Origin of the sequence: Pseudanabaena sp. UWO310, assembly GCF_006861605.1 — a bacterium.
In the GTDB taxonomy this organism is placed as follows: Bacteria; Cyanobacteriota; Cyanobacteriia; order Pseudanabaenales; family Pseudanabaenaceae; genus Pseudanabaena.
Genome location: NZ_SELU01000015.1, coordinates 21,686 through 43,409 on the forward strand (window position 1 = coordinate 21,686; position 21,724 = coordinate 43,409).

The window sequence follows — 21,724 nt, forward strand, 5'->3', positions numbered from 1 at the left end:
TTATTAATTTATAACTAAGTAGCTGGGCGCAATTAAATATCAAACCCAAAAAGATGTAGCGCACGCTGCGCGTGCGCTACATCTTTTTGGGCTTTAATTATGCCCAGCCACTTACAAGAAGAGAAGGGCGGCGCAAAGCGCCGCCCTTCTCTTCTTGCGGCTTAATTTTGTCCTAAGGCAAGCTATTTCCAGCTATTTCTATAGATGATTTCTAATGGTTTCCATTGGCTTTTTCATGGATTTCCTTGAGTATTCCCCTTTGACTGCGACCACTCTTCGTTTTCCCCCCAATCACCAACAACCACAATTCAGTAAACTGCCATTTATATATGGGCATGGGGTGAGCCGTGAGATTCCTCAACTTTGCAACTTGATCGATTTTACTAGCTGCTTTTTTACTTCCCGATAACCATAGAGAAACTGGATGCTCCCATTGGGCTAAAAATTGATTGACTAATTGGCGATCGCTAATTGATATTTTGCGATCGCAGAATTTGCGATAGTAAAGGCGATCGCGATCCTCACTTGCTAAACTCTCTCTATTTAAAATTTCATCGCTAAAAGTCTCCCATTCCTCAGCAATTAGATAGGGCAAGTTGCCAATGGTATATTTCCCTCTAGGTCTGAGGTTTACTCCTGCGATCGTAAATTCCTTATGACTTGGGTTTTGGCAGCATAGGAAATGATAAAAATTCTTAAAGAAAACCTGCACGATTTCTCGTTCGACCACATTGGCTATGTAGAGACAGGAAGGCTTATAGTCAGAAAAGTTTTCGGTAAAAATATCCGCTTCCACGAGATATTTGTGCTTATAGGCGCTTAGAAGATCCTTTTTACTCGATATCTCCAGATTTTGCCAAGCATTGTTACCCAATCTTTTTAAGAGCTTATTCTCTGTTTCCAGTTGATTATAGGTAAAAGGAGAAGTATTTTGGCGATCGGATAAGGTGCTAATTTGATCTCTTAATTGAACTATTTCCGCTCTTTCGGAATCTGAGAGATTTGACTTTTCCCTAAAAATAGCAATTTCCGCATTAAGCAAGCGAATTTGTTCATCTTTATCTGCAATCAGCCGATGCTTTTCCGCTAAATCCAGCGCATTGACCGCAGCTTTAATTAAGTTGTAATAATCATTCTTTAAGATATCAACGACCTTAGAAGTCGCCCGACTTTTACCACGTAAAGCCGTTTTTTGACCTTGCCGAACCGCTAGAACTTCGCCCTCATGGTTACGGATACGTAATTCTTTTGTTTCTATTCGACTTGGGGCATCGGGAGAATTATTTTGCGACAGTGAAACCACAATGCATTCGTATTTGCGCTGACTATAATAAAATTCCGCTTTCATACACCGCTTTCATAAACACTACTTCATAACCATCTCTTCGTAATACCAAAACACAAAATGGCTACGCCATTTTGTGTTTTTAAAAACCAGAGAGCATACCGCCCGCGCAGCGGGCGGTATGCTCTCTGGTTTTTTTTAAGTTTACTTATGCCTAGCTACTTAGAACAGATGCATCAGATCCTTGTCGTTCCCTTTCGATAAGTTCGATCGCCCAAGGCAGCATATTGCCAAGCTCATCCCACCAACGGAGCCAATAGCCATCCCTTCCTTCTTTTTTACCTTGCCATACACCTAGATACAATTTCATGGATTCAATCCAGAAATGTCCATCAGCATTAGGCTGCGCTAATTCATAGCGATCGCTATCCAAGTGATAGACCTCTAGCCGACCCGTCACCATCTCGAAAATAGCGTATATGGGCACATGCAAAATCTGTTCGTAAAAGAACCATTTACCAAAGGGCAATGTCCGCTTTACGGAATATTCAGTCCCATCATGGCGAGATAGAAACTCCATCACTAAGTTGGGAATTGAGCCTTCGAGAATGGGGGTATAGCTGCGGCGATCGCCCGTTGATTCTAATTTTTTGACGGAGCTAACGTATAGCCAATCTGGTGCCGTGATCGATAATGTATCGTTGACAGTGGCACATAACCCTAAGTTAGATGCAATCAGCATCTCAGGTTGAATCCAATCCGCCAGTTCCAAGCTCTCTCGCAAAGCCCCAGCCAAAAGTGGTTGTCCTTCGTTTTCCACAGGTTCCTCCTCTAACTGGACATCATCGGCTAACTTCTCCCACTTAATCACAAGCGGTGACTTCGCTACGGAAGGTGATGAAGCCATATTTACTCCATAAACGTTTTATACCAATTCACGAGAGTGAGCCAACACTTCAGTGAATTAAAAAACAAACCCAGTAAGGTTTTGAGATTCCCAAAATGGCAATGCCATTTTGGGAATTGGTATTACAGGTTTTGCAGCTTTAGTGAAACCATTTTTGAGCCCCAGACACGACAGTGTCATCTAGACAGGGTAATTATGAGCAACACTCTGCGCCACCCATAATTACCTTATGGCTTAAAAATTAGTTAAAAAAATTAGCTAAAAAAATTAGTTAACTCTTAATGAAAGCGATCGCATGTTGCCAGATCACAATTTTATGCCCAGATGCATCCATACAAAGGCATTGGTCATCAATCCATACAATTCTGCCCCGCAGTTGATCTCCTGTGAGTAGCTTGATCTCAACTTCGTTTTTATCGCGAATAATGCCGTGAATGCGGCGAATACTGGGCAGAGAGGTGTTAAGTCCGATCTTGGTTGCAGTTGGTGCTGGTGCGCTCATCGTCTTACCTGTAACAGTTTTACGAATATTATCATCTTAATTTGGATTAAATTACGCTCTTGTTATTTGCTTGTAACTAAAGGTATAGCAATGTGAGTTTTGCTTGGGAAATCAAAGCCCAAGAATTGAGTGGCGGCGCTCCGCGCCGCCACTCAATTCTTGGGCGATTTGTCCTAAGACAAGTGACTGTAGCTATATTTGTCATTCTTCTCTACAGCAAATATGGCAAAGCAAGTCTTGGTAGAATATCAATTTTCTTTGGATCGCGAACCAAGCCAAAAGGCTTCGGCAATGCTTTTTTGTTATTTTGGGAAATTCTTTTATAGTTTACTGATGGCAATTTATGGATGACGACGATCTAAAATCATTGTTTGCCTCCAAAAGACGGAACTAAGCAAATTGAAATATATTCTGCAATGCAAATAAAGTGCCGTTTCCTTCAATGGCACTTTATTATTTTTTGTTGTGGAGACATGATGAATAATGCCTTTACTAGAACCTTAAGCCTAGACCAGTTTGCAACGAAGTTGCGGATGTACCAGAAGAGTTGCGATAGGCATCAAAGGCAAAAATCACGTTACCAAATAGTACTAGATTGCTGTTGGGCAATGTGTAGTCAATTCCAGGCTGAATCACAAAACTATTTTTATTGCCTACAGGTGTGGTGTCCACTGTATTAGACAGGGATACGCCTGCGCCAATGTAAATATCAGTATCAAAGTTTAATGGCACGTCAAAGGAAACGGTGGGCACAACGGCGGTACTATTGCCAATCAATATTTGAGCTCTCACAGAAACAGGAAATTCTAGAAACTTATAACGTGCTGCAACTAGCCCAGATGTGCGCGAACTTTCGCCTGCGCTGGTGTTCCCACTAGTAAAACCAAAGCTTGCGCCGACACCAACGTAGCTACCATAAGCGGGCTGTGCTTGGGCGGCAGGAACATTAGCGATCGCTGACAGGCATCCTAAAGTGGATAAACCTATCAAAATTTTATTTAAGTTATTTAGATTTTTCACAGATATCACTTCCTTGTGTGAGAAACGATTTATTTACTTAGTTTTTTACTTAAGCTTTCGGAGTAACCCCGTCAGGGAGACAGACTATCACAAGTTTGACAGTTTGGCGAAAAAATTTTAGGCAAAAATTTAATTGCGCCGCAATCTTATTAAAAGCGTCTTAAATATAGCCACGTAAGAAATAATCAAACCGCCAAGATGAGTGGCGGCGCTTAGCGCCGCCACTCATCTTTGGCGGTTTATGTCCTAAACAAACCTTACGTTGCTATATCACCCAACTGGAGATAGCGAAAATATGGCTAAATTTGTATGGTAAAAGATTATAGAAGTAGTCCATACTACTAACTAAAATTTGACTATACAAAACCCGTCCCTTGACCTATGGCAGAATTAACGGTTTGTCTTGTTTTGAGTCTTGGAATTCCATACACTTTTTGGAAAATCGTTAAACCCTTTACAGATGGTTAATTATCCAACTCAACAAACTCAACAAAAGCAGAGGGAATCAAAAAATCCCCTCTGCTTTTTACTTTCTTGCCAACCAATAAATTAAGATATAGCTGTCGCCAAGTGTAGACATAAACCCCAAGAATTGATTGGCGGCGCTTTGCGCCGCCAATCAATTCTTGGGGTTTGATTAAGTGGCTATAGCCTAAACTTCGAGAGATGCTAATCCCAGATAGGTGATTTTGGTTGGTTCGATCGCAAATCGACAGGGCAATACTTTCACACCTTTAGCGATCGCTTCTTGTAGGAGTCTGGCATATTCGGGATCGGCTTGGGCTCCTGCTGCAAAGCGATCGCAATCACCACGATTAATAAAGAAAATTAAGACCGCAGCAGTATTTTCCGTAATTATCGCCATCAGTTCCCGTAGGTGTTTTTGTCCTCGCGTCGTAACGGTATCTGGGAATAGGGACAAACTACCAATACACCATGTGGAATTTTTAACTTCCACGTAGGTTTTGTGAGGATTGGGGCTTTGAGGATGATCTTCCCCATTAGTCAACAGAAAATCGATCCGACTCTTTTCCTTGCCATAGGTAATCTCCCCCTTAACCGTATGGTAAGGCTCTAGTTCGGGGAGCAAATGGCGATCGAGCATATGCCCGATCACACGATTGGGAAGGCTAGTATTGACTCCGACCCATTGTTCATCGATATAAATGGCTTCCCAACTATAGGCTAGTTTCCTTTTAGGGCTGGGATGGTAGGAAACTAAGACAGGACTCCCGATCTGGCAAACTCCTGTCATTGGTCCCGTGTTTGCACAGTGGGCGGTGATAACTTCGCCGTTATCTAATTTGATATCCGCAAAAAACCGTTTGTAGCGACTAACAAGACGACCTTCAATCAGATCGGGATAGGTATGAACTTGAATCATTTTTCAATGGGTAATTTATAGCGCTTTGCATTAAAAATCAAAACCAGTAAGGGTTTTAAAATCACAAAATGGCGTAGCCATTTTGTGATTTCGTATGAATTATGCCGAACTACTTAATGTAATTAATGTAAGTTCGGCATAGTTAAAAACGGGCTTTGAGGAAGGGTTTGCTACGCAAACCCTTCCTCAAAGCCCAAAAGTAAAAGCCTTGCGTAGCAAGGCTTTTACTTTTGGGCTTTGAAAATTTGCCAGCTTAACCCGAACTGACGTTACTTACTTAATTTCTAAAATATTGCTCTTTGAATTGATCTTAGGAAAAGCGCATTGTGCTGACCATATTACCATGATGAGGAAAAGCTATTGGTGGGTCAGTTAATATGGGAATCAAACGCAAAATCCATCCGCCCCTAATCAAACTCGAACAGCGAGATGGAGTGCTTCAGGTCGTCGGTGGGAACTCTTGGTATTCTTATTTTCGCGATCCATATCACCTCATGTTAACTATTCCTTGGCTGGGGTTTGTGGCGATCGTTGTAGGATTTGATATCTTTCTCAATGCAGTATTTGCGGTTCTTTATTTACTCGATGCTGATGCGATCGCAGGTATTGAAAAAGTTGGTTTTTTAGAGGCTTTCTTCTTTAGCGTTCAGACCCTCGCTTCGATTGGCTATGGAGTCATGAACCCTCATACGCTTTATGCAAACTTGATTGTAACCTTAGAGTCCATTGCCAGCTTGATGTTATTTGCCGTCATTACAGGAATAGCCTTTACGAGATTTGCAAAATCCTCTTCGCGTGTCATGTTTAGCCGAGTAGCCACGATTCACGACTACAATGGCATCCCCACACTCATGTTTCGCACAGCCAATGAGAGGAGAAATAACATTCTGGAGGCAAAACTCAGTGTTTTCCTCATGATTGACGAAATAACCGTTGAAGGTCATAGAATGCGCCGCTTGCACGAGCTTAAATTAGTCCGCGATCATTCTCCTGTTTTTTTACTGTCATGGACTGTAATGCATATCATTGATGAGAACAGTCCGCTCTATGGCATAACCAACGAAACAATGGAAAGATTACATGCTCAGATCCTCGTGTCGTTGACAGGGGTTGATGAGACGATTGAAGGTACAATTCATGCGCGACATATGTATGCATCTCGCAATCTTCTGTACGATCGCCGTTTTATGGATGTTATTCATACGGCAAAGGATGGGCATCGCTATCTTGATTACACCCATTTTCATGAGACTACGGCAATTTAGGAGCAATTTACAGCCCTTTGCACTCAAACCCAAACCAAGAAAATTTTTGAAAGCGTTGCTTTGCAACGCTTTCAAAAATTTTCTTGTAGTTCGTTTAATCGATAATTGCTGTAGGAGCAATTTAGAAGCAATTGAGAAAAGAAAGATTGTCTGGCAATCTTTCTTTTCTAATGCTAAGATAGAGCCCTACAGTGTCTGCTCCCAGTCATTGATACTGTCGGCACGTTAACTAAATTTCTGTCTCTGATCCGTCTGACACCAAATTCAAAAATATTTAAATAAAATATTTAAATAAAAATATAAATAAAAATATTTCTGAATTTTTAAAATCCCTCTGGGTAAGGTTTTAACTCCTTAGAAATGCCACAAGATTCTAAGGATTTGGTACGACTAATAAATGGCAACGCTAACAGCGACAGACCGATAATTTTTTTGGAGTTCTATGTCTTCTTCTCCGATTGCCCCTCCAGTACCGAAATCTTCTGTACTGAAAAAATCTTCTGAACTTAATTCCTCGTCAATGCAGGGATTCTTGGCGCTAGGACTGTCCGATCTCATCGTGCGCGCTGTCGCTGCCCGTGGCTATACCAAGCCCACCCCAATTCAATCGCAAGCGATCCCCGTCGTACTGTCAGGTCGCGATCTTTTAGCAGGTGCTCAAACTGGAACGGGCAAAACCGCAGGATTCACCCTACCGATTTTGCACCTACTATCAAATAAGAGCGTCAAACGGTCGTCAAATGGGAAAATTCCCATTCGAGCTTTAATTCTCACCCCTACCCGCGAACTTGCCGCCCAAGTCGAAGAAAGTGTAAGGATGTATGGTAGACATTTGCCCCTTACCTCGATGGCAATCTATGGTGGCGTAAATATCAATCCCCAAATCAATCGCCTTAGAGGTGGGGTTGAAATCTTGGTAGCAACCCCTGGGCGTTTGCTAGATCACGTTCAGCAGGGCCGATTAGACCTTTCGCAGGTGGAAGTCCTAGTTTTAGACGAAGCCGATCGCATGTTAGATATGGGCTTTATTCGGGATATTAAAAGGATTTTGGCTCTATTACCGAAACAACGTCAAAACCTGTTGTTTTCGGCAACCTTTTCCCATGATATTAAAACCTTTGCCAGCACGCTTCTCGATCGCCCTGTGATGGTTGAAGTCGCCAGTCAAAATGCTACCGCAGATTTAGTGACTCAAAGAATTTTCCCCGTCGATCGCGATCGCAAACGGGAATTGCTAACCCATTTGATTCAGACTAATAATTGGTATCAAGTATTGGTCTTTACCCGTACAAAACATGGAGCCGATCGCCTAGTCAAGCAATTGCATCAAGATGATATTGTGGCGATGGCGATTCACGGAAATAAGAGTCAAGCCGCCCGTACTCGAGCCCTTGGGAAATTTAAGGATGGCAGTCTGCAAGTTTTAGTTGCTACGGATATTGCCGCGCGAGGCTTAGATATTAGCGAACTACCGCAAGTCGTTAACTATGAGTTGCCGAATGTGCCAGAGGATTACGTGCATCGGATCGGACGTACGGGAAGGGCGGGATCTTCAGGTGAGGCGATTTCTTTGGTATGTGTAGACGAACGTAAATTTCTTGCCGATATTGAGAAACTAATCAAGCGATCGCTACCCCATGAAATTATTGAGGGCTTCGAGCCCGATCCCCGCGCCCAACCCGAACCCATCCAAGTAGGCAGGCAGCAAAAGCATCAGCCACGACGGAATCAACAGAGCGATCGCAGCGATCGTGGTGATCGTGGAGCGATCGGCAAACCGATATCTTCAAGCAAAGCGCCAACTCACCCACAGAAAAAACAGTTAGTTAAAACGACAGTAAAACTAACTCAGCCCTCCACCTCTGAACGCTCGGAATCTCGCCCCCATCGCTAGCACTAATACCAAATCACAAAATGGCTACGCCATTTTGTGATTTTAAAACCCTTGCTGGGCTGTGATACCAATTCCCAAAAGTGTAGCCACACTTTTGGGAATTGGTATCACAGCTCGTTTTAAATTATCCCGAACCCACGTTAACAAAAGAGGATGAGTGGCGGCGCTTCGCGCCGCCACTCATCCTCTGGAGTCCTATAAATAATACCAATTCACGAAAGTGAGACAAAACTTTTGTGAATTAAAAACCAAACCCTGTAAGGGTTTTCAAAGCTCAATTTCAAAGCTCAAAATGGCGTAGCCATTTTGAGCTTTGGTATAAGGATGGGACATTTTTGATCCGCAAAAGCCTAATCTACCCTCTTCTCCTCTTGGTGTTGCTATACTATATAGGTCTTAGAAGACTGGTTAAAGTATGGATTGTATATGGGTATGCGTCTTTGTCTCGAATTGATTGCCACTTCGATTCAGCAACTGCAAGATTTAGAGCAAATTGCTTTACTGCCCATACCATCTTCCACTGAAATTGACGCTAAGGCTGAATCGAGAACGCTTAATCTCGAAGATGCTTTTAACGTTTTACGAGCAAGTTTAATAGAACTAGAAGTTCATCAGCAATCCCTTGCAGGGGAACTAGATCGATATCGCGAACTCTTTGATTTTGCCCCTGATGGCTACTTTGTTACCAATGCTCAAGGTGATATTACTGAAGCTAACCGTGCGGCTACATTGATGTTTGGTTCGCATCCAATTGGACAAAATCTAGAAAACTTCGTCTATCCCTCCTATAAAGAGCAATTTAAGCGTTTGCTTGGTCAGTTGCAAAGAGGGCAAAACATTAAAAGTTTAGATTTTCGGATGCAGTTTCCGACAGGACAGCCTTTTGATGCCAGTTTCACTATTATTAGCATTCGGATGCCGATCGATGGCAGGGTCACGGGGATGCGTTGGTGGATTCAGGATATTACCCAACGGAAGCAAGAAGTTGAAAAGCTGCAACATTCCCATCAAAGATTAGAAATTCGTGTTGCAGAAATGAACGCGAAACTGAATCTGATGGATCGCCAAATTCGAGTCGAACGGGAAGAACAACGACGTATTTCTCGCAATCTCACTCGCAACGAAGCAAAGTTACGCGCAATGATGCAGCATTCTTCTGACATTGTGAATATTCTCGATATAGATACGACGATTCACTATTGCAGTCCCGCTTTGTTTAAGACCTTGGGCTATATGCCTGAAGAAATAATCGGCAAGAAATATGTCAAGTTTATCCATCCTGAAGATTTACCAGTTTTTCAAAACTTTTTGGCTCAGTCAGTAGATACCCTATCTGTATCAACTCCCATTGTGATGCGTTATCAACATATGAATGGGAATTGGATTTATCTAGAATCAGTCTGCTGCAATCTTTTGCAGGATGCGAATGTACAGGGTTTAGTCATTAATTCCCGTGACATTACGGAACGCAAACGCACAGAATCTGCCCTCCAAGAGAGCGAACTGCGATTGGCAGCGATCGCTTCGAGTATGCCCGCAACCCTCTATCGTCTCGCCATCTCCTCCGATGGGGCTATTTCAATTCCATTTATTAGCGATGGATTAATTGATTTAGTTGGTGTTTTGCCGAAATATGCGACTGCTACTCCCTACCAATTATTGGATTTAATTCATCCCGAAGATGTCGATCAGTTTAAGGCTCTGATCAAGGCTGGCTTCGATAAACTGGCAACTTTCCGTCATGAATTTAGGATTATCACGATCACAGGTGAAGTGAAGTGGGTACAAAATATAACCCGTTACTACCTGACTGACAATGGCGCTGTATTTGCCGATGGCGTATGTATTGATATTAGTGAGAGAGGTGAAGCCGAATCTAGTCTTCAGCGGACTAATGAATTGTTACGCGCAGTGATTAAGGCGGTTCCAGTGGCGATCGATATTGTTAGTCCTGACGGAAAGGTTTTATTATGGAATACCGCCGCCGAGAAGCTATTTGCTTGGAATAGTTCCATTACTTTTAACCACTCCCTACCGCATATTTCTGAATCTCAATCCTTAGAATTACAATCAGCAATTCTCGATACTCTAGCTGGCAAACCCCTTGAAGGATTTGAGATGGCGATGCAGCTTCGCGATAGCAGTTGGATTAATGTGAGTATTTCAACCGTTCTAGTTCACGATCCCCATGGCAAAATTATTGGGGTATTGCGGATTATCGATGAGTTAGAGGCTTCCCTTGCTGCGGATAGTGACGATCCTCAAAGGCTCCAATTCGGGAAATCCTCCAATTTATCAATAGTTCGCGCTGGGACAGAAGCGATCGCTAACCTTAGCCTGTCCGTTGCTAATACCTTGCTCGCGCAGTATCAAGTTGGTCAACGTAATTTTGCAGGATTGAATTTGCGAGGGGCTTATTTTGTCAAAGCCGATTTGCAGAAAGCCGACTTGAGTGGGGCGGCTCTTAATGGAAGCAACTGTAGCCACGCTAATTTTCAAGCCGCAAATCTACGGGGGGCAGATTTACGGGGGGCAAACTTGCACAATGCAAACTTACAATACGCAGATTTGCGGGGTACGGACTTACGGGGGGCAGATTTGCGAGAGGCAAATATAACTGAGGCAATCTTTGACGATAGTAATTTGTTAGGGGCTTTAATAGGTAACGTGAGTTCGGGATAATTTGAAACGATATTTGAGAAAGGGTTTGCTACGCAAACCCTTTCTCAAAGTCCAAAGGTAAAAGCCTTGCGCAGCAAGGTTTTACCTTTGGACTTTTAAAATTTGCCAGCTTAACCCGAACTGACGTTACTTATACCAAAGCTCAAAATGGCGTAGCCATTTTGAGCTTTGAAAACCATTACTGGGTTTGGTTTTTAATTAACAAAAGTGTTGTCACACTTTCGTGAATTGGTATTACAGCAATTTTCGATCAAAAGAACCATAAGAAAGTTTTTGAAAGTGTTGCTTTGCAACACTTTCAAAAACTTTCTTGGTTTGGATTTGAGCGCAAAGCGCTGTAAACGAAATAGGCTATTGGCGATCGCCTATAAGTCTATAAAATGAGCGCACCATCCGCGATAATTACTAAGAAGCGCGATCGCGCATTCACGATCAACCATATTGTTAGCAGCCCGACTCCATGTTCACCTTCGCATTGCCCAAAGGCTCACTATTAAAAGACTCTATTGAATTGCTCCAAGGAGTGGGACTTGACTTTAGCGCCTTTCTTGATGCTTCAAACCGTCAACTGCAAATCACCGATCCGACGGGCTCAGCTAAGGCTCTGCTGGTGAGAGCGCAAGATGTACCTGTATATGTGGAATATGGACAGGCACAAGCAGGCATCGTGGGAGAAGATGTCTTGCGGGAAAAAACTCCTAAAGTGGCTAAATTGCTCGATTTAGGTTTTGGTGGCTGTCGTATGTCGATCGCGGTCTCTGGCGAAAGTCGTTATCGTTCGCCGTTGGACTTGCCACCCCATAGCCGTATCGCTTCCAAGTATGTGGGTTGCGCTCGCACCTACTTTGACAGCATTGATTTACCTGTCGAGATTATTCCTCTGTATGGCTCGGTGGAACTTGGTCCGATTACAGGGATGGCTGAGGCGATCGTGGATTTGGTCTCGACGGGCAAAACCCTCAAAGATAATGGGTTAATCGAAATTGAAGTTTTATATCACAGCACCGCGCGATTGATCGGGCATCCACTTAGTTATCGTTTGAATAGCGATCGCTTTGGCAAGTTGATGAAGCAAATGCAGGTTGGTTCTCGCTAAAGCCCAAGCACAAAGCCCAAAAAAAGCAGGGAATGGTAGCTCTTCGCGCTACCATTCCCTGCTTTTTGTTTGGGCTTTGTGCGGCAAGCATCATTTTTTTAATCAGTAAGCTTTTCCCACGCCGATCTTGCTGCATTTTGGATGCGGCTCATGGTTTTGGAAACTTTTTTTTCTAGTTTTTTCTCAACATTTTCTAAGGCTTCGTTGACGGAATCTACCGCCCAGCTATCAAACTCTTCAAGGCGATCGCGTACTGAGCTGACCTGCTTATCGACATTTTTATGGGCTTTTTTAAAATTTTTTTCGTACTGTTGTTGGGCTGCGTCAGCGACAGTATGCAATGTTGTTTCGATCTTATATTTGATATCTTTTGACTTTTTGGGCATGGCAATAACTCCTGAGTAATGCACTGCAAAAGTATGAGTTTCATTTATCATATCGCTATAGCTTGGGGAACAAGTATGGTCATGCCAACAGATTTTCATGAAGATTTCTTTCAACAGGGTTTAGCCAAGGCAAAGTCAGGCGATCGCTATGGCGCTATACAAGCCTTTAGCCTTGCGATCGATGTTAATCCTCAATTAGCCGAAGCCTATTATCAGCGTGGTTTAATTCTCTTCGATCTAGGCGATCGCCAAGGAGCCATTGCCGACTATAACCAAGCAATTATGCTCAATCCTGATGCGCTTGATGTATATGTGGCTCGCAGTATGACTCGGATCGCGATCGCCGATATCCTTGGCGCACAAACTGACATTGCTCAGGCTCTAGAAATTAATCCCAAATCAGCGATCGCCCATCAATTACTAGGCTTAACCTACAAGCAACAGCAGCAATGGGAAAAGGCGATCGCCACCTATAAACAGGCTGCCCATCTATTCTTAGAATTACGGGATGAAGAGAACTGTCGCCGTTGTATCGAGAGCTATAAGTCGCTAGAAACCTTGTTACCCCCATCAGTTGCCAATATTCTGGCAGATATCCAGCCCAAGATCGATCAAGGCGAGCATACCCAAGCCTTGATCGATCTCAACTGGGTATTGCAAATCGAACCCCAAAACGTCAAGGCTCTCTGTTTGCGGGGGCTAGTCCTTGGCAAACTCGGTGATACTCAACTAGCAATTCAGGATCTCAATCAAGCCACATTCCTAGAACCACATAACATCGAAGTCCGCCTCGGTCGTGGTCGCATCCGCCTCGAAATCGGTGATGCAAGGGGAGCGATTGCCGATTTTAACGAGTTAATCCGCGAATATCCCAGCATGGTCGATGTTTATAGCGATCGCGCCAAAGCCTATACCAAACTTAAGGACTATCGAGCCGTGATCGAAGACTTTTCGCGATCGCTATCTCTAAATCCCACTAATCCGCAACTATATTGTGATCGCGCCGACGCTAGGTATGACTTTGGCGATCTGAAAGGAGCGATCGAGGATTATCAACAAGCAGCGAATATTTGGTTTACGCGATCGCTGACGGAACGCTATCGCTATGCCCTAGCCCGCATTAGTCTCTGGCAGTCGGAACTAGAAAAACAAACCAAAGAGGCAAAAAGCCAACAGGTCATTGCTAACGCAACAGTAAATCTCATGCAAATGCCTAGTCTGGAATTGCAACAACGCTTATTACTATTGGTGGGTGGTAATATGGCGATCGCTCAACGCCTCATCGACATTGCTAAACAGGAACATCCTAATATGCCTGAAATTTGGTACTGGCAAAAGGTGATTTTTGATCTAGAAAGCGATCGTGGCAATCAGTAAATTAAGTAAGCCCTCAACGGGATTTGAACCCGTGACCTTTCCCTTACCAAGGGAATGCTTGTAACTCTTGAAACCCAATTATAGCAAGCATTTCATAGATCCGCAATAGTTTATTGCGGTTATTTATTGAGGTTTTTATTGTGGATAGGTTACTTTTTCCCTTGACTATCAACAATATTGTAAGCAAAGCTCTAAGCCTGACTGTCATAATCCTATAGTGAGTATTTATACTTATCGCAAGGCTAGAAAGATAGCCATAGAAAAAAGTGATGCTTGGGCAATAAAACATAAGTATCTACTTATACTTACTTCTCCTTGTGACACAACAGTAGATCATATTTCTTCTATGAGTACTTATACTGAGCAAAGCTATAGTTGGGTTATTATGCTGCAAATTAAGATAATAATCAGTTTAATTTTTTATCTTTCGTAAGACTGTAGCTTTCTTTTAAAGTTGGTTGTATTGTTCGTTTAGGAAAAGTTATATAAAAGTATGTTATGTGGTGGTTTCTAATTCCTTTTGGTGTTGGCGTAGCAGCCTCGTTATTGAAAGACAGTGACGTTCTGAATGATCCGAATAAATGGTATGGAGCAATGCAGTGCAACAAATGTGGTTATGAGTGGAAATCAAGAAAGAATACGCCTCCAGCAAGATGTCCAAACTGTTCTTCAAAGAATATTGATGTGGTTTTGGGATAACAAGTATTTGACAATAGTTCCTGTTCCTATGTTTATCTAAGCAAGGTTATACAAAAAAAGCGTAGGTAGCTTATGTTGGATGATGACGTAGCAGTTAAAAAAGCTGAAAAAAAGCTACAGGTGTTGTGAGTGAGTACGTGAACTTCAAAATGAGTACAAATTTTAAGGAGGCATATAAATGGCAGTAGGACATGACTTTTCTGTTCGTTTAAAACAAGTTAGAGTCAAAAAGAAAACTATTACTCGTACTATTCGAGATGTGATTGCAGATCTTCAGAGTGCGAAGATTACAATTCCTTCTTATCAGCGAACGTTTGTCTGGGAAACGGATAAACAGTGTCGCTTTATTGAATCCATATTCATGGATATTCCTATTCCGCCTCTATTCCTTTTGGAAAAGTTTAGTGATGAAGCAAGCACTACTATTTTTGAAATTATTGATGGAGTGCAAAGACTAACAACACTAGAAAATTTCTATGGAGGGAAATTAAGACTTTCAAACCTTGACACATTAGCTGATTTAAATCAAACAACTTTTCCAACGCTACCACCTAATATTAGCGGTATCTTTTTGGAGAGAGAAATTAACATTATCATTATTGAAAGTGATACTCATCCAGAAATACAGTTTGAAGTTTTTGGCAGACTAAACCAAGGTTCTGTATCCTTAAATGCTCAGGAACTAAGGAATTGTATGTTTCATGGTGCATTTAATGATTTTTTGATTCATGATTGTAGTAGAAACGCTCAATATAAAGAATTATTAGCACCATTTCCAAAATTCCAAGTCCCCAAAGAGGGCAAGCCTGATAAGAACCGAGGGCTAAATGTAGAGCTTATATTGAGATTCTTTGCTCTATATGAATTTTATAAGCCTGAAAGCAATCAATATCCCGACTCTCGTGCTGAAATACTCAATGATTATATGAGAGCAAGAATTGAAAGTGAGAAAGATGCTACTGCTTATCCAAATCTGAAAACAATCAAAGAACTAGAGAATCTGCTTGATAAAGTCACTCGAATGGTTTCTCTAGTTTTTAATGGGAATCATTTCAAAAGCTTTTCTGTAAAAAAAGATAGGGCAGAATTTGCTGCATCTCTTAACCAGTCAATATTTGATGTTCAGATGCTAGGGTTTGCTGAATACGAAGAAGAAGATATTAAAGACTTAACAGATGTCATTTACGACAATTTTCTAGACTTATCGACTTATGATCGTAACTTTATTGATGCGGTTAGTAGGTCAACCAACCATAAAGTTAGCATTCGTGTAGGGATTTGGAAAAATCAGCTTCAGAAAATTATTGAAGATCCAACAACATTTAAACAAAACTTGTTGAACAAGAAGACTAGTTTTGCAAATAATCCAGTATGTTCAGCAACAGGTAATCGACTTGAATCCTTTGATGAAGCTGATTATTACGGTGGGAAGATTTATCATAAATATAACTCTCCGCGAACTGAAACTACTCAGTCAAATACTAGAAAAACCCTCAAGACTCCCATTTCTGCACACCTTGACGGCTCAGACTATGCTTTTGATGATATTCATGAGCTAATTGATTTTGTATTGGTATTTATTTCTGAAAGAATTCAAGATAGTGAATTTGACATAAAAAGACTTTCTTCTCTTGAATGTATTGGGACAAATGCAAGTTTAAGTGCAAAATCTAAGTATCAATTGAAAAAATTCAAAGAAGTTGGAGTAAGTTTAGATAACAAAAAATTGTATTTTGATGTAGGTGGTGGGAGAACTGAAATCAAGCAATTTTTACAGGATATAGCTAGTTTATTTAGCTTTACTGGCGACTTTGAAATTATTGATTAGTAGATAGCTGATTAGAAAAATCAAAAAAAAGATTTCATATAGATAAGCTAAACTTTCTCTTTCTATGTTTATTTGCATTTTAAGACTTGCAAGGTTGTTTACTTACGTTTCCATGTTTAGGGGATACAAGAGGCTGTAAACGCAATAAATGGCACATTCTGTTGACACTTCAAAAGACCATAGAAAGAAAAGTTAGTTGTGTAGGTAGGCTGTTGTATGTCTACCTACTTTGTATCCCTACATATATGAATAATCAAGCTCAGTAGCATCAATCAGATCGCAAGGTAATGAATCATATTCAAAGCTTCCATTGTTCTCATAGCAATAATCGGTGTCTGTAATATCTGTAGGTATATACAGGTCATCTTCATTAACAAAGTCAGGAGGTGAACTATTCTTTCTAAGTACAAAGCTCTGTAAACCTAGTTCTTTTTCTTCATCCGTAACACAAGCATTTTTTAATGGAAAATTAGAGTAAAGATTAACCGTGCATAGTTCGGTGTTTACCCTAGCGCGACCGACAGCTTGTATGAGTTCTGATTCAATGAAATGGAACTGAAGATTTCTCAAGTGTAGATTGTTATAGGTGTTAAACCAGAATCTAAACCCATTGTGTTCTACGGTTTGCTGATGGAAGTTTTTTATGTCAAAATCATCGGTAACAACAGGTAGATTTAATACCTTTGCATATAAAGCAAGTTCTATAGGATGACGGTGTGGTGTTCCAACTACGTTAATATTCTTGCCTTTTAGCTTGTCACGTCCCGTACAGTTATAGAAATATATATCTTCAACAATATCTACTCCTTTGCTCATAAAGTATTCGCCATATGATTTAAAAGTAATGGTTTGTTGACCGTTCTCTTTTAATCGTTCAGTCATGTAGTTAAGACGTTCATTAAGAGAGCTATGACTTAATGAGTATGTAGTATCTTGAGCAATGAAGCCAGTAGTATCTACATTAGAAATATCATAAAACTTTACGCGATCTCCAAATAAGCAACTATAGATAGTCTCATCAGCAGTTGCGGACATGATAATAATTTTCTTGTCTTGAGGTAGCCTGTCGGTATAATTACTAATAAAACGAATTTTTGTGATGTCACCAGATTTTGCGTCTTCAGCTTGAAAATAAAGAGCATTAAAAAAGTGCAATATAGGTGATTTAAAAGCAGAGCAATTTAGTACTTCATCTCTTATGCTCTCTAAATCCTCAAATATAAGATCCATAGTTCTAGGTGTGTTTGCCTTCCCTTCTCTAATGTCGTTAATCAATGCTGTTACTTTCGCCTTATCGTTGCTGTTGTTAATTTTACTTTCAAGACGCAAGAGGTCAGTTAGGTCAATAAACTCAATAGGTAGTAACACTTGAAATATATCTTCATCAAAAATAATTGTGTCATGTCCCCAATCTATAAATAAAGCTTTCTGGTGGGTTGTAAGCACTGTTTCTTGCGATCTATAGCAACTAAAATTCTGTAATCGATAATCATTGACTTCTGGATAAATTTCAGACATTTCTTTTAAGTAGTTTGTAGCTTCAGCATTAGCTCCTATAGTGTAAAGAAAAGATATTTTGTCTTTAACATGTTGAGGTAGCATGTCATCACTAGGTGTACAACTATGATGTATTTGTTTTTGTTGCATTAGCAATGACACATCATTTTTTAGATCGTGAGTTGGAAGTGCAAAAAGAACATTACTAAGATTCATACAAGCGCTCGTTTTACCCAAACCAGTTGCGACTTTAAAGATATGAATATAAGTATCTTGTGTTGCAATCACAGTTTTTAATGTGTCTATTAACAGTTGTCTTGCCTTCTCTACTGTCATACCTTGAAACTGCTTCAATCTTACAATCTTCTTCTTTTGGGTTGTATTTAGTAGATCTAAAAAACACCAATCTTCTTGATAAGGGGAAAAGTGTTCCAACCTCATTGGTAGATAATCTGAGGTTTTACAGTAATGAAGCTTTTGTATTTTTTCTTTGTAGTTATAATCAGGGTTAGCACGTAGACACTTTTTATATAAGTCCTGACCACCACTAAGATATATCAAGTTAGAAGCAAGTCCAAAGAGTTGCGGATCTAACAGTTTGATATCAGGGTTCATAAAGTCATCAAGGATCTTAACTTGTTTCCTAAGTTTATCCCAATCGACATTATCAATGATTTTGATTTTTGAAGCATTTACAGTTTTCTCTATATTATTAAATATAGGTGTAATCGTATTTGCTTCAATTTTTCTCACACCCATATTTTTTCTTGCTGTAGTTAGATCGCGCTTCATGTTTTTACTGCTTGAATCCTTAATTGCATAAAAATCAGCAGCTTGAAATAGCAAGCGTAAATCTAAGTAGTAGTCATAGTTTGTATAGATGATATCTTTGCCTCCAAAAAAGATTCTAGAAGCATCTTTACAACCTTTATCGCATTCTGGAAATATCATCATAAGTGCATTTTGGATTGCATCTCGAACTCCTTTATCTACAACAGGTTCGTTAATTTGAAAAACTACGCGATACTTTTGCCAATTATCAGCATGACTAAATGTAGTGTAAGCAAATGCACAATCTAAACGGTAATCTTTCAAGCGTTCTAGTACTTGTTCAAAGCTTAAAGGACTAGCAACCTGTGATTTTGTTTTAGAATTTTTGTTGTCAAAATCAAGTGCAAAAACTGATTGTGATTTCCAAGCATCATTCTTTCTAGCACCTTCAAGATAAGCAGGAATCCAACTTTTACCATTAGGAGTTGTAATTTGGTTGCTAAATTCAATGATATCAATATCTTTAGGATGGTTTACGATTCTATTATTAATTGCACCAATATCAGTAGGCTTGCTCTGATACTGCGTATTGTCTAGCAACAATTTATGGGTTATAATATTAGTAGGAATAGAGTTATTAATCATTTCTTTTGTTTATTAATGAATATACGAATAGGTAGGCATCACTATTGAAGGAGTGATGCTTTTTTGTTAGAAGCGAGATCAGATTGCCTAGTTTAAATCAACTGATTGTGAAAACTTTTTCTTCTTTTCTTCTTATATTTTAACATATCTTAATGATAAAATGATATAATAAAGATATAAAAGAAATAGGATGGTTGATGATGGCAAGAGGTAGAAAATCGGTATTACGAAATGCAAAATTACTTAGTGTTTACTTGGATGAAGAGTTTACAGAAAAGCTTGAGCAGCTAGCAAGCCAAACATTAGTCCCAAAAGCTGCTATTGCTAGGGATATAATCACTAAAAAACTAATAGAAATAGGTAAAAACTAGGAACTAAAAACAAAAAAACTATGCAATAACTTGCATAGTTCTTCTGGGTTATTATTCTGGTAGTTGTATATCTCGTAGGGAGACTTTTATACTGGTCTTTGCCTACTACTTTTCTATGATGAAATCTTGTAGTTGATACTGAAAACTTTATAATAATCTCTTCATTGTCAGCACCGTTAGCCAACAACCACTAAGAGCAGGTTTGCATCTCAGTCGTGAGATTAGAGAAAACTATGTACCACTTGCTTTTACAGCCACCTGTAACTCTTTAACAGGTCGGTATTAAGAGCTTGATAGCCCGTTCACTTTGCTCGTTGCATTGCGTTTCTCTATAGCACACTAATATAGCACAGAAAGCAAGCCCGTAGAAGAAAAGGTTGAGGCTAGTGTAGGTATATTGACTCAATATTTATACAGTGCGTTTAGTGCGATCGATAAAATAAAAGACTCACTAGTTTTGATTCTGGTGAGTCTTTATCTGATTAGGCTAAAACATTTCTGGAACTTCAATCCGATTAACTAAATTTGCGTAGTGCTTCATGAGCGTTCCTACTGCGGTCATGTGACCATGCGTTAACATTGCACATTTAGCAAAGTCTTTAGTTTGATCTAAGAAGTGACTAATAAATGTATGGCGCGTGTTGTACTGAGTACGATATTCGATATTTAGTGACTCAAGAGCTTTATGCCAAATACGCTGAGTAAAATTGTGGTCATCAATCGGTTTACCAGTTGGACTAGGAAAAACTAAAGATTCAGGATGTTTATTGCTAGTCTCATATCTAGCTTTCATCATAGCCAATAAACCGTTAGACATAGGAAAATAGCGGATCTTACCTGTTTTAGTGGTTTTCCGAATTTTTTCATTACCCGTACCTGATTTAGCTAGTGCTGAGCAAATGATAAGAGTATCGGTATTCCAGTCGATATGTTTCCACTGCAAGCCCGTAACCTCATTGGTTCTCATGCCAGTCAAAAACAAACACATGACATAATCATGATAATGGTTATAGTATTTGGATGACTTAAACCAGTTTAGGATGAGTGCAACTTCTTCTCTAGTAAACGGTTTTTCTTTGATTGCCTCAACGGTATCTACAGAGATATCTCGAAAAACATCTGAAATAGCTTTTAGACAGTTCAGATAACGTTTAACAGTGTTGTTTGATGTCTTACCAGCGTTATTGAGAGATGTGATAAACGCTTGTGCTTCTTTAGTATCAGTAATCTTTGCTCTATAGCTTTCTAGCTTATTTAACAAGCTGTATTCTGAAGCTGAGTAGCGCTTAGCTAGTCTAGTTTGTAGATCCGCAATAAGTTGAGGTCTGAGATCGATTCTTTCTTTTTCTATTCTACGTTCAGTTGCAATAGTCCTAGCGATCATTTGTTGACGATCTTCTGAGCTAGGAAAATAAAACAGCTTTACTGATTCGTTGTCAGTAAAAGGAAAATTGTTAGCTTTGCGGTCTACCTTGATGCGTAGCTCGGTTTGCTTGACCTGCTCTAGCTGCTTAGTATCGCTGTATGATCCTAAACCACTCAGTACAAATCTTTTACCTTTGTACTCGAAACTCAAGGCAATAGTGCCATTATTATTAAACGTAGACATATCATCTTAACCATCTAAAGAGTAGTTAAGAGATACAAGAAAAGGTTATTGCGGCTTTTATTGCGACTTTTTTAGGGTTTATGATACCTATTAAGCCGCAAAACCTAAGCCCTCAACGGGATTTGAACCCGTGACCTTTCCCTTACCAAGGGAATGCTCTACCCCTGAGCCATGAGGGCGTTTTTTAACGCTTTGTTATTATTACATAATGATGGACATTTTTAGCAACACTTACCAAAATATTTTTTCGTGATTTTTGATATGCAGCTATAGCCAGTTATGCTGGGACAAAATCAAAAAATCAAAAAAAAGAAGGTTGGCGTTTCGCACTGTCATACTCTTCTCTAGCTACGCAAACCCTTTCGCAAAGCCCAAAAGTAAAAGCCTTGCTTAGCAAGGCTTTTACTTTTGGGCTTTTGAAATTTGCCAACTTAATCCGAACTGACATTTATAGCTGTCGCCAAGTGTATTAGGACATAAACCCCAAGAATTGACTGGCGGCGCGA

Annotated in this window: 16 protein-coding genes and 1 tRNA gene; 8 read left to right on the forward strand and 9 right to left on the reverse strand. The window is 40.2% G+C overall.

What is annotated here, in order from left to right; translation table 11 throughout:
* Positions 1 to 211: 211 nt before the first annotated feature.
* From PseudUWO310_RS06845 to PseudUWO310_RS06855, 3 genes are all read right to left on the reverse strand, one after another.
* Entirely contained in the window at positions 212 to 1,348 is a 1,137-nt protein-coding gene (locus PseudUWO310_RS06845) for a hypothetical protein (RefSeq protein WP_142599985.1), read from the reverse strand.
* A 151-nt stretch (positions 1,349 to 1,499) separates the two neighbouring features.
* The gene (locus tag PseudUWO310_RS06850; RefSeq protein ID WP_142599986.1) at positions 1,500 to 2,192 is read right to left on the reverse strand and encodes a Uma2 family endonuclease; all 693 of its coding nucleotides are present in this window, start codon (positions 2,190 to 2,192) and stop codon (positions 1,500 to 1,502) included.
* Positions 2,193 to 2,463: 271 nt separating this feature from the next.
* Positions 2,464 to 2,694 carry an Hfq-related RNA-binding protein gene (locus tag PseudUWO310_RS06855; RefSeq protein WP_009626374.1) on the reverse strand — a complete coding sequence of 77 codons (231 nt, stop codon included), beginning with the start codon at positions 2,692 to 2,694 and terminating at the stop codon, positions 2,464 to 2,466.
* Between the two features lie 92 nt (positions 2,695 to 2,786).
* On the opposite strand from PseudUWO310_RS06855, the gene PseudUWO310_RS06860 reads away from it, so the two are divergent.
* Entirely contained in the window at positions 2,787 to 3,020 is a 234-nt protein-coding gene (locus PseudUWO310_RS06860; RefSeq protein WP_142599987.1) for a hypothetical protein, read from the forward strand.
* A 166-nt stretch (positions 3,021 to 3,186) separates the two neighbouring features.
* Here the strand turns inward: PseudUWO310_RS06860 and PseudUWO310_RS06865 are convergent, their stop codons facing one another.
* Together PseudUWO310_RS06865 and sfsA are read right to left on the reverse strand one after the other, a co-directional pair.
* Positions 3,187 to 3,714 (reverse strand): porin family protein, encoded by a 528-nt coding sequence (locus PseudUWO310_RS06865; protein ID WP_142599988.1) that lies wholly within the window; start codon positions 3,712 to 3,714, stop codon positions 3,187 to 3,189.
* A 652-nt stretch (positions 3,715 to 4,366) separates the two neighbouring features.
* On the reverse strand, positions 4,367 to 5,098 hold the full coding sequence (gene sfsA / locus PseudUWO310_RS06870; RefSeq protein WP_142599989.1) for a DNA/RNA nuclease SfsA: 732 nt from the start codon (positions 5,096 to 5,098) through the stop codon (positions 4,367 to 4,369).
* A 377-nt stretch (positions 5,099 to 5,475) separates the two neighbouring features.
* Between sfsA and PseudUWO310_RS06875 the strand changes: the two genes are divergently transcribed.
* From PseudUWO310_RS06875 to hisG, 4 genes are all read left to right on the forward strand, one after another.
* On the forward strand, positions 5,476 to 6,363 hold the full coding sequence (locus PseudUWO310_RS06875; RefSeq protein ID WP_142599990.1) for an ion channel: 888 nt from the start codon (positions 5,476 to 5,478) through the stop codon (positions 6,361 to 6,363).
* A 520-nt stretch (positions 6,364 to 6,883) separates the two neighbouring features.
* The gene (locus PseudUWO310_RS06880; RefSeq protein ID WP_142600024.1) at positions 6,884 to 8,257 is read left to right on the forward strand and encodes a DEAD/DEAH box helicase; all 1,374 of its coding nucleotides are present in this window, start codon (positions 6,884 to 6,886) and stop codon (positions 8,255 to 8,257) included.
* A gap of 432 nt (positions 8,258 to 8,689) precedes the next feature.
* Positions 8,690 to 10,939 carry a PAS domain S-box protein gene (locus PseudUWO310_RS06885; RefSeq protein ID WP_223805569.1) on the forward strand — a complete coding sequence of 750 codons (2,250 nt, stop codon included), beginning with the start codon at positions 8,690 to 8,692 and terminating at the stop codon, positions 10,937 to 10,939.
* A gap of 460 nt (positions 10,940 to 11,399) precedes the next feature.
* Positions 11,400 to 12,035 (forward strand): ATP phosphoribosyltransferase, encoded by a 636-nt coding sequence (gene hisG, locus PseudUWO310_RS06890; protein WP_055074012.1) that lies wholly within the window; start codon positions 11,400 to 11,402, stop codon positions 12,033 to 12,035.
* Between the two features lie 98 nt (positions 12,036 to 12,133).
* Here the strand turns inward: hisG and PseudUWO310_RS06895 are convergent, their stop codons facing one another.
* Positions 12,134 to 12,421 (reverse strand): phasin family protein, encoded by a 288-nt coding sequence (locus PseudUWO310_RS06895; RefSeq protein WP_142599992.1) that lies wholly within the window; start codon positions 12,419 to 12,421, stop codon positions 12,134 to 12,136.
* Between the two features lie 33 nt (positions 12,422 to 12,454).
* Here PseudUWO310_RS06895 and PseudUWO310_RS06900 point away from each other — a divergent pair, with 33 nt between their 5' ends.
* Positions 12,455 to 13,798 carry a tetratricopeptide repeat protein gene (locus tag PseudUWO310_RS06900; RefSeq protein ID WP_190315936.1) on the forward strand — a complete coding sequence of 448 codons (1,344 nt, stop codon included), beginning with the start codon at positions 12,455 to 12,457 and terminating at the stop codon, positions 13,796 to 13,798.
* A gap of 877 nt (positions 13,799 to 14,675) precedes the next feature.
* Positions 14,676 to 16,325, forward strand: coding sequence for a DUF262 domain-containing protein (locus tag PseudUWO310_RS06905; protein ID WP_142599994.1), 1,650 nt, complete (start codon positions 14,676 to 14,678; stop codon positions 16,323 to 16,325).
* Positions 16,326 to 16,562: 237 nt separating this feature from the next.
* Here PseudUWO310_RS06905 and PseudUWO310_RS06910 read toward each other — a convergent pair whose 3' ends face one another.
* Positions 16,563 to 19,238, reverse strand: a complete 2,676-nt coding sequence (locus PseudUWO310_RS06910; protein ID WP_142599995.1) for a hypothetical protein — start codon at positions 19,236 to 19,238, stop codon at positions 16,563 to 16,565.
* A 200-nt stretch (positions 19,239 to 19,438) separates the two neighbouring features.
* Here PseudUWO310_RS06910 and PseudUWO310_RS22790 point away from each other — a divergent pair, with 200 nt between their 5' ends.
* Complete coding sequence (locus tag PseudUWO310_RS22790; RefSeq protein ID WP_190315937.1) at positions 19,439 to 19,609, forward strand: hypothetical protein; 171 nt, start codon at positions 19,439 to 19,441, stop codon at positions 19,607 to 19,609.
* A gap of 487 nt (positions 19,610 to 20,096) precedes the next feature.
* Here the strand turns inward: PseudUWO310_RS22790 and xerC are convergent, their stop codons facing one another.
* Together xerC and PseudUWO310_RS06920 are read right to left on the reverse strand one after the other, a co-directional pair.
* On the reverse strand, positions 20,097 to 21,218 hold the full coding sequence (xerC, locus tag PseudUWO310_RS06915) for a tyrosine recombinase XerC (protein ID WP_142599996.1): 1,122 nt from the start codon (positions 21,216 to 21,218) through the stop codon (positions 20,097 to 20,099).
* Between the two features lie 107 nt (positions 21,219 to 21,325).
* A tRNA-Thr gene (locus PseudUWO310_RS06920) sits at positions 21,326 to 21,397 on the reverse strand.
* Between the last annotated feature and the right edge of the window lie 327 nt (positions 21,398 to 21,724).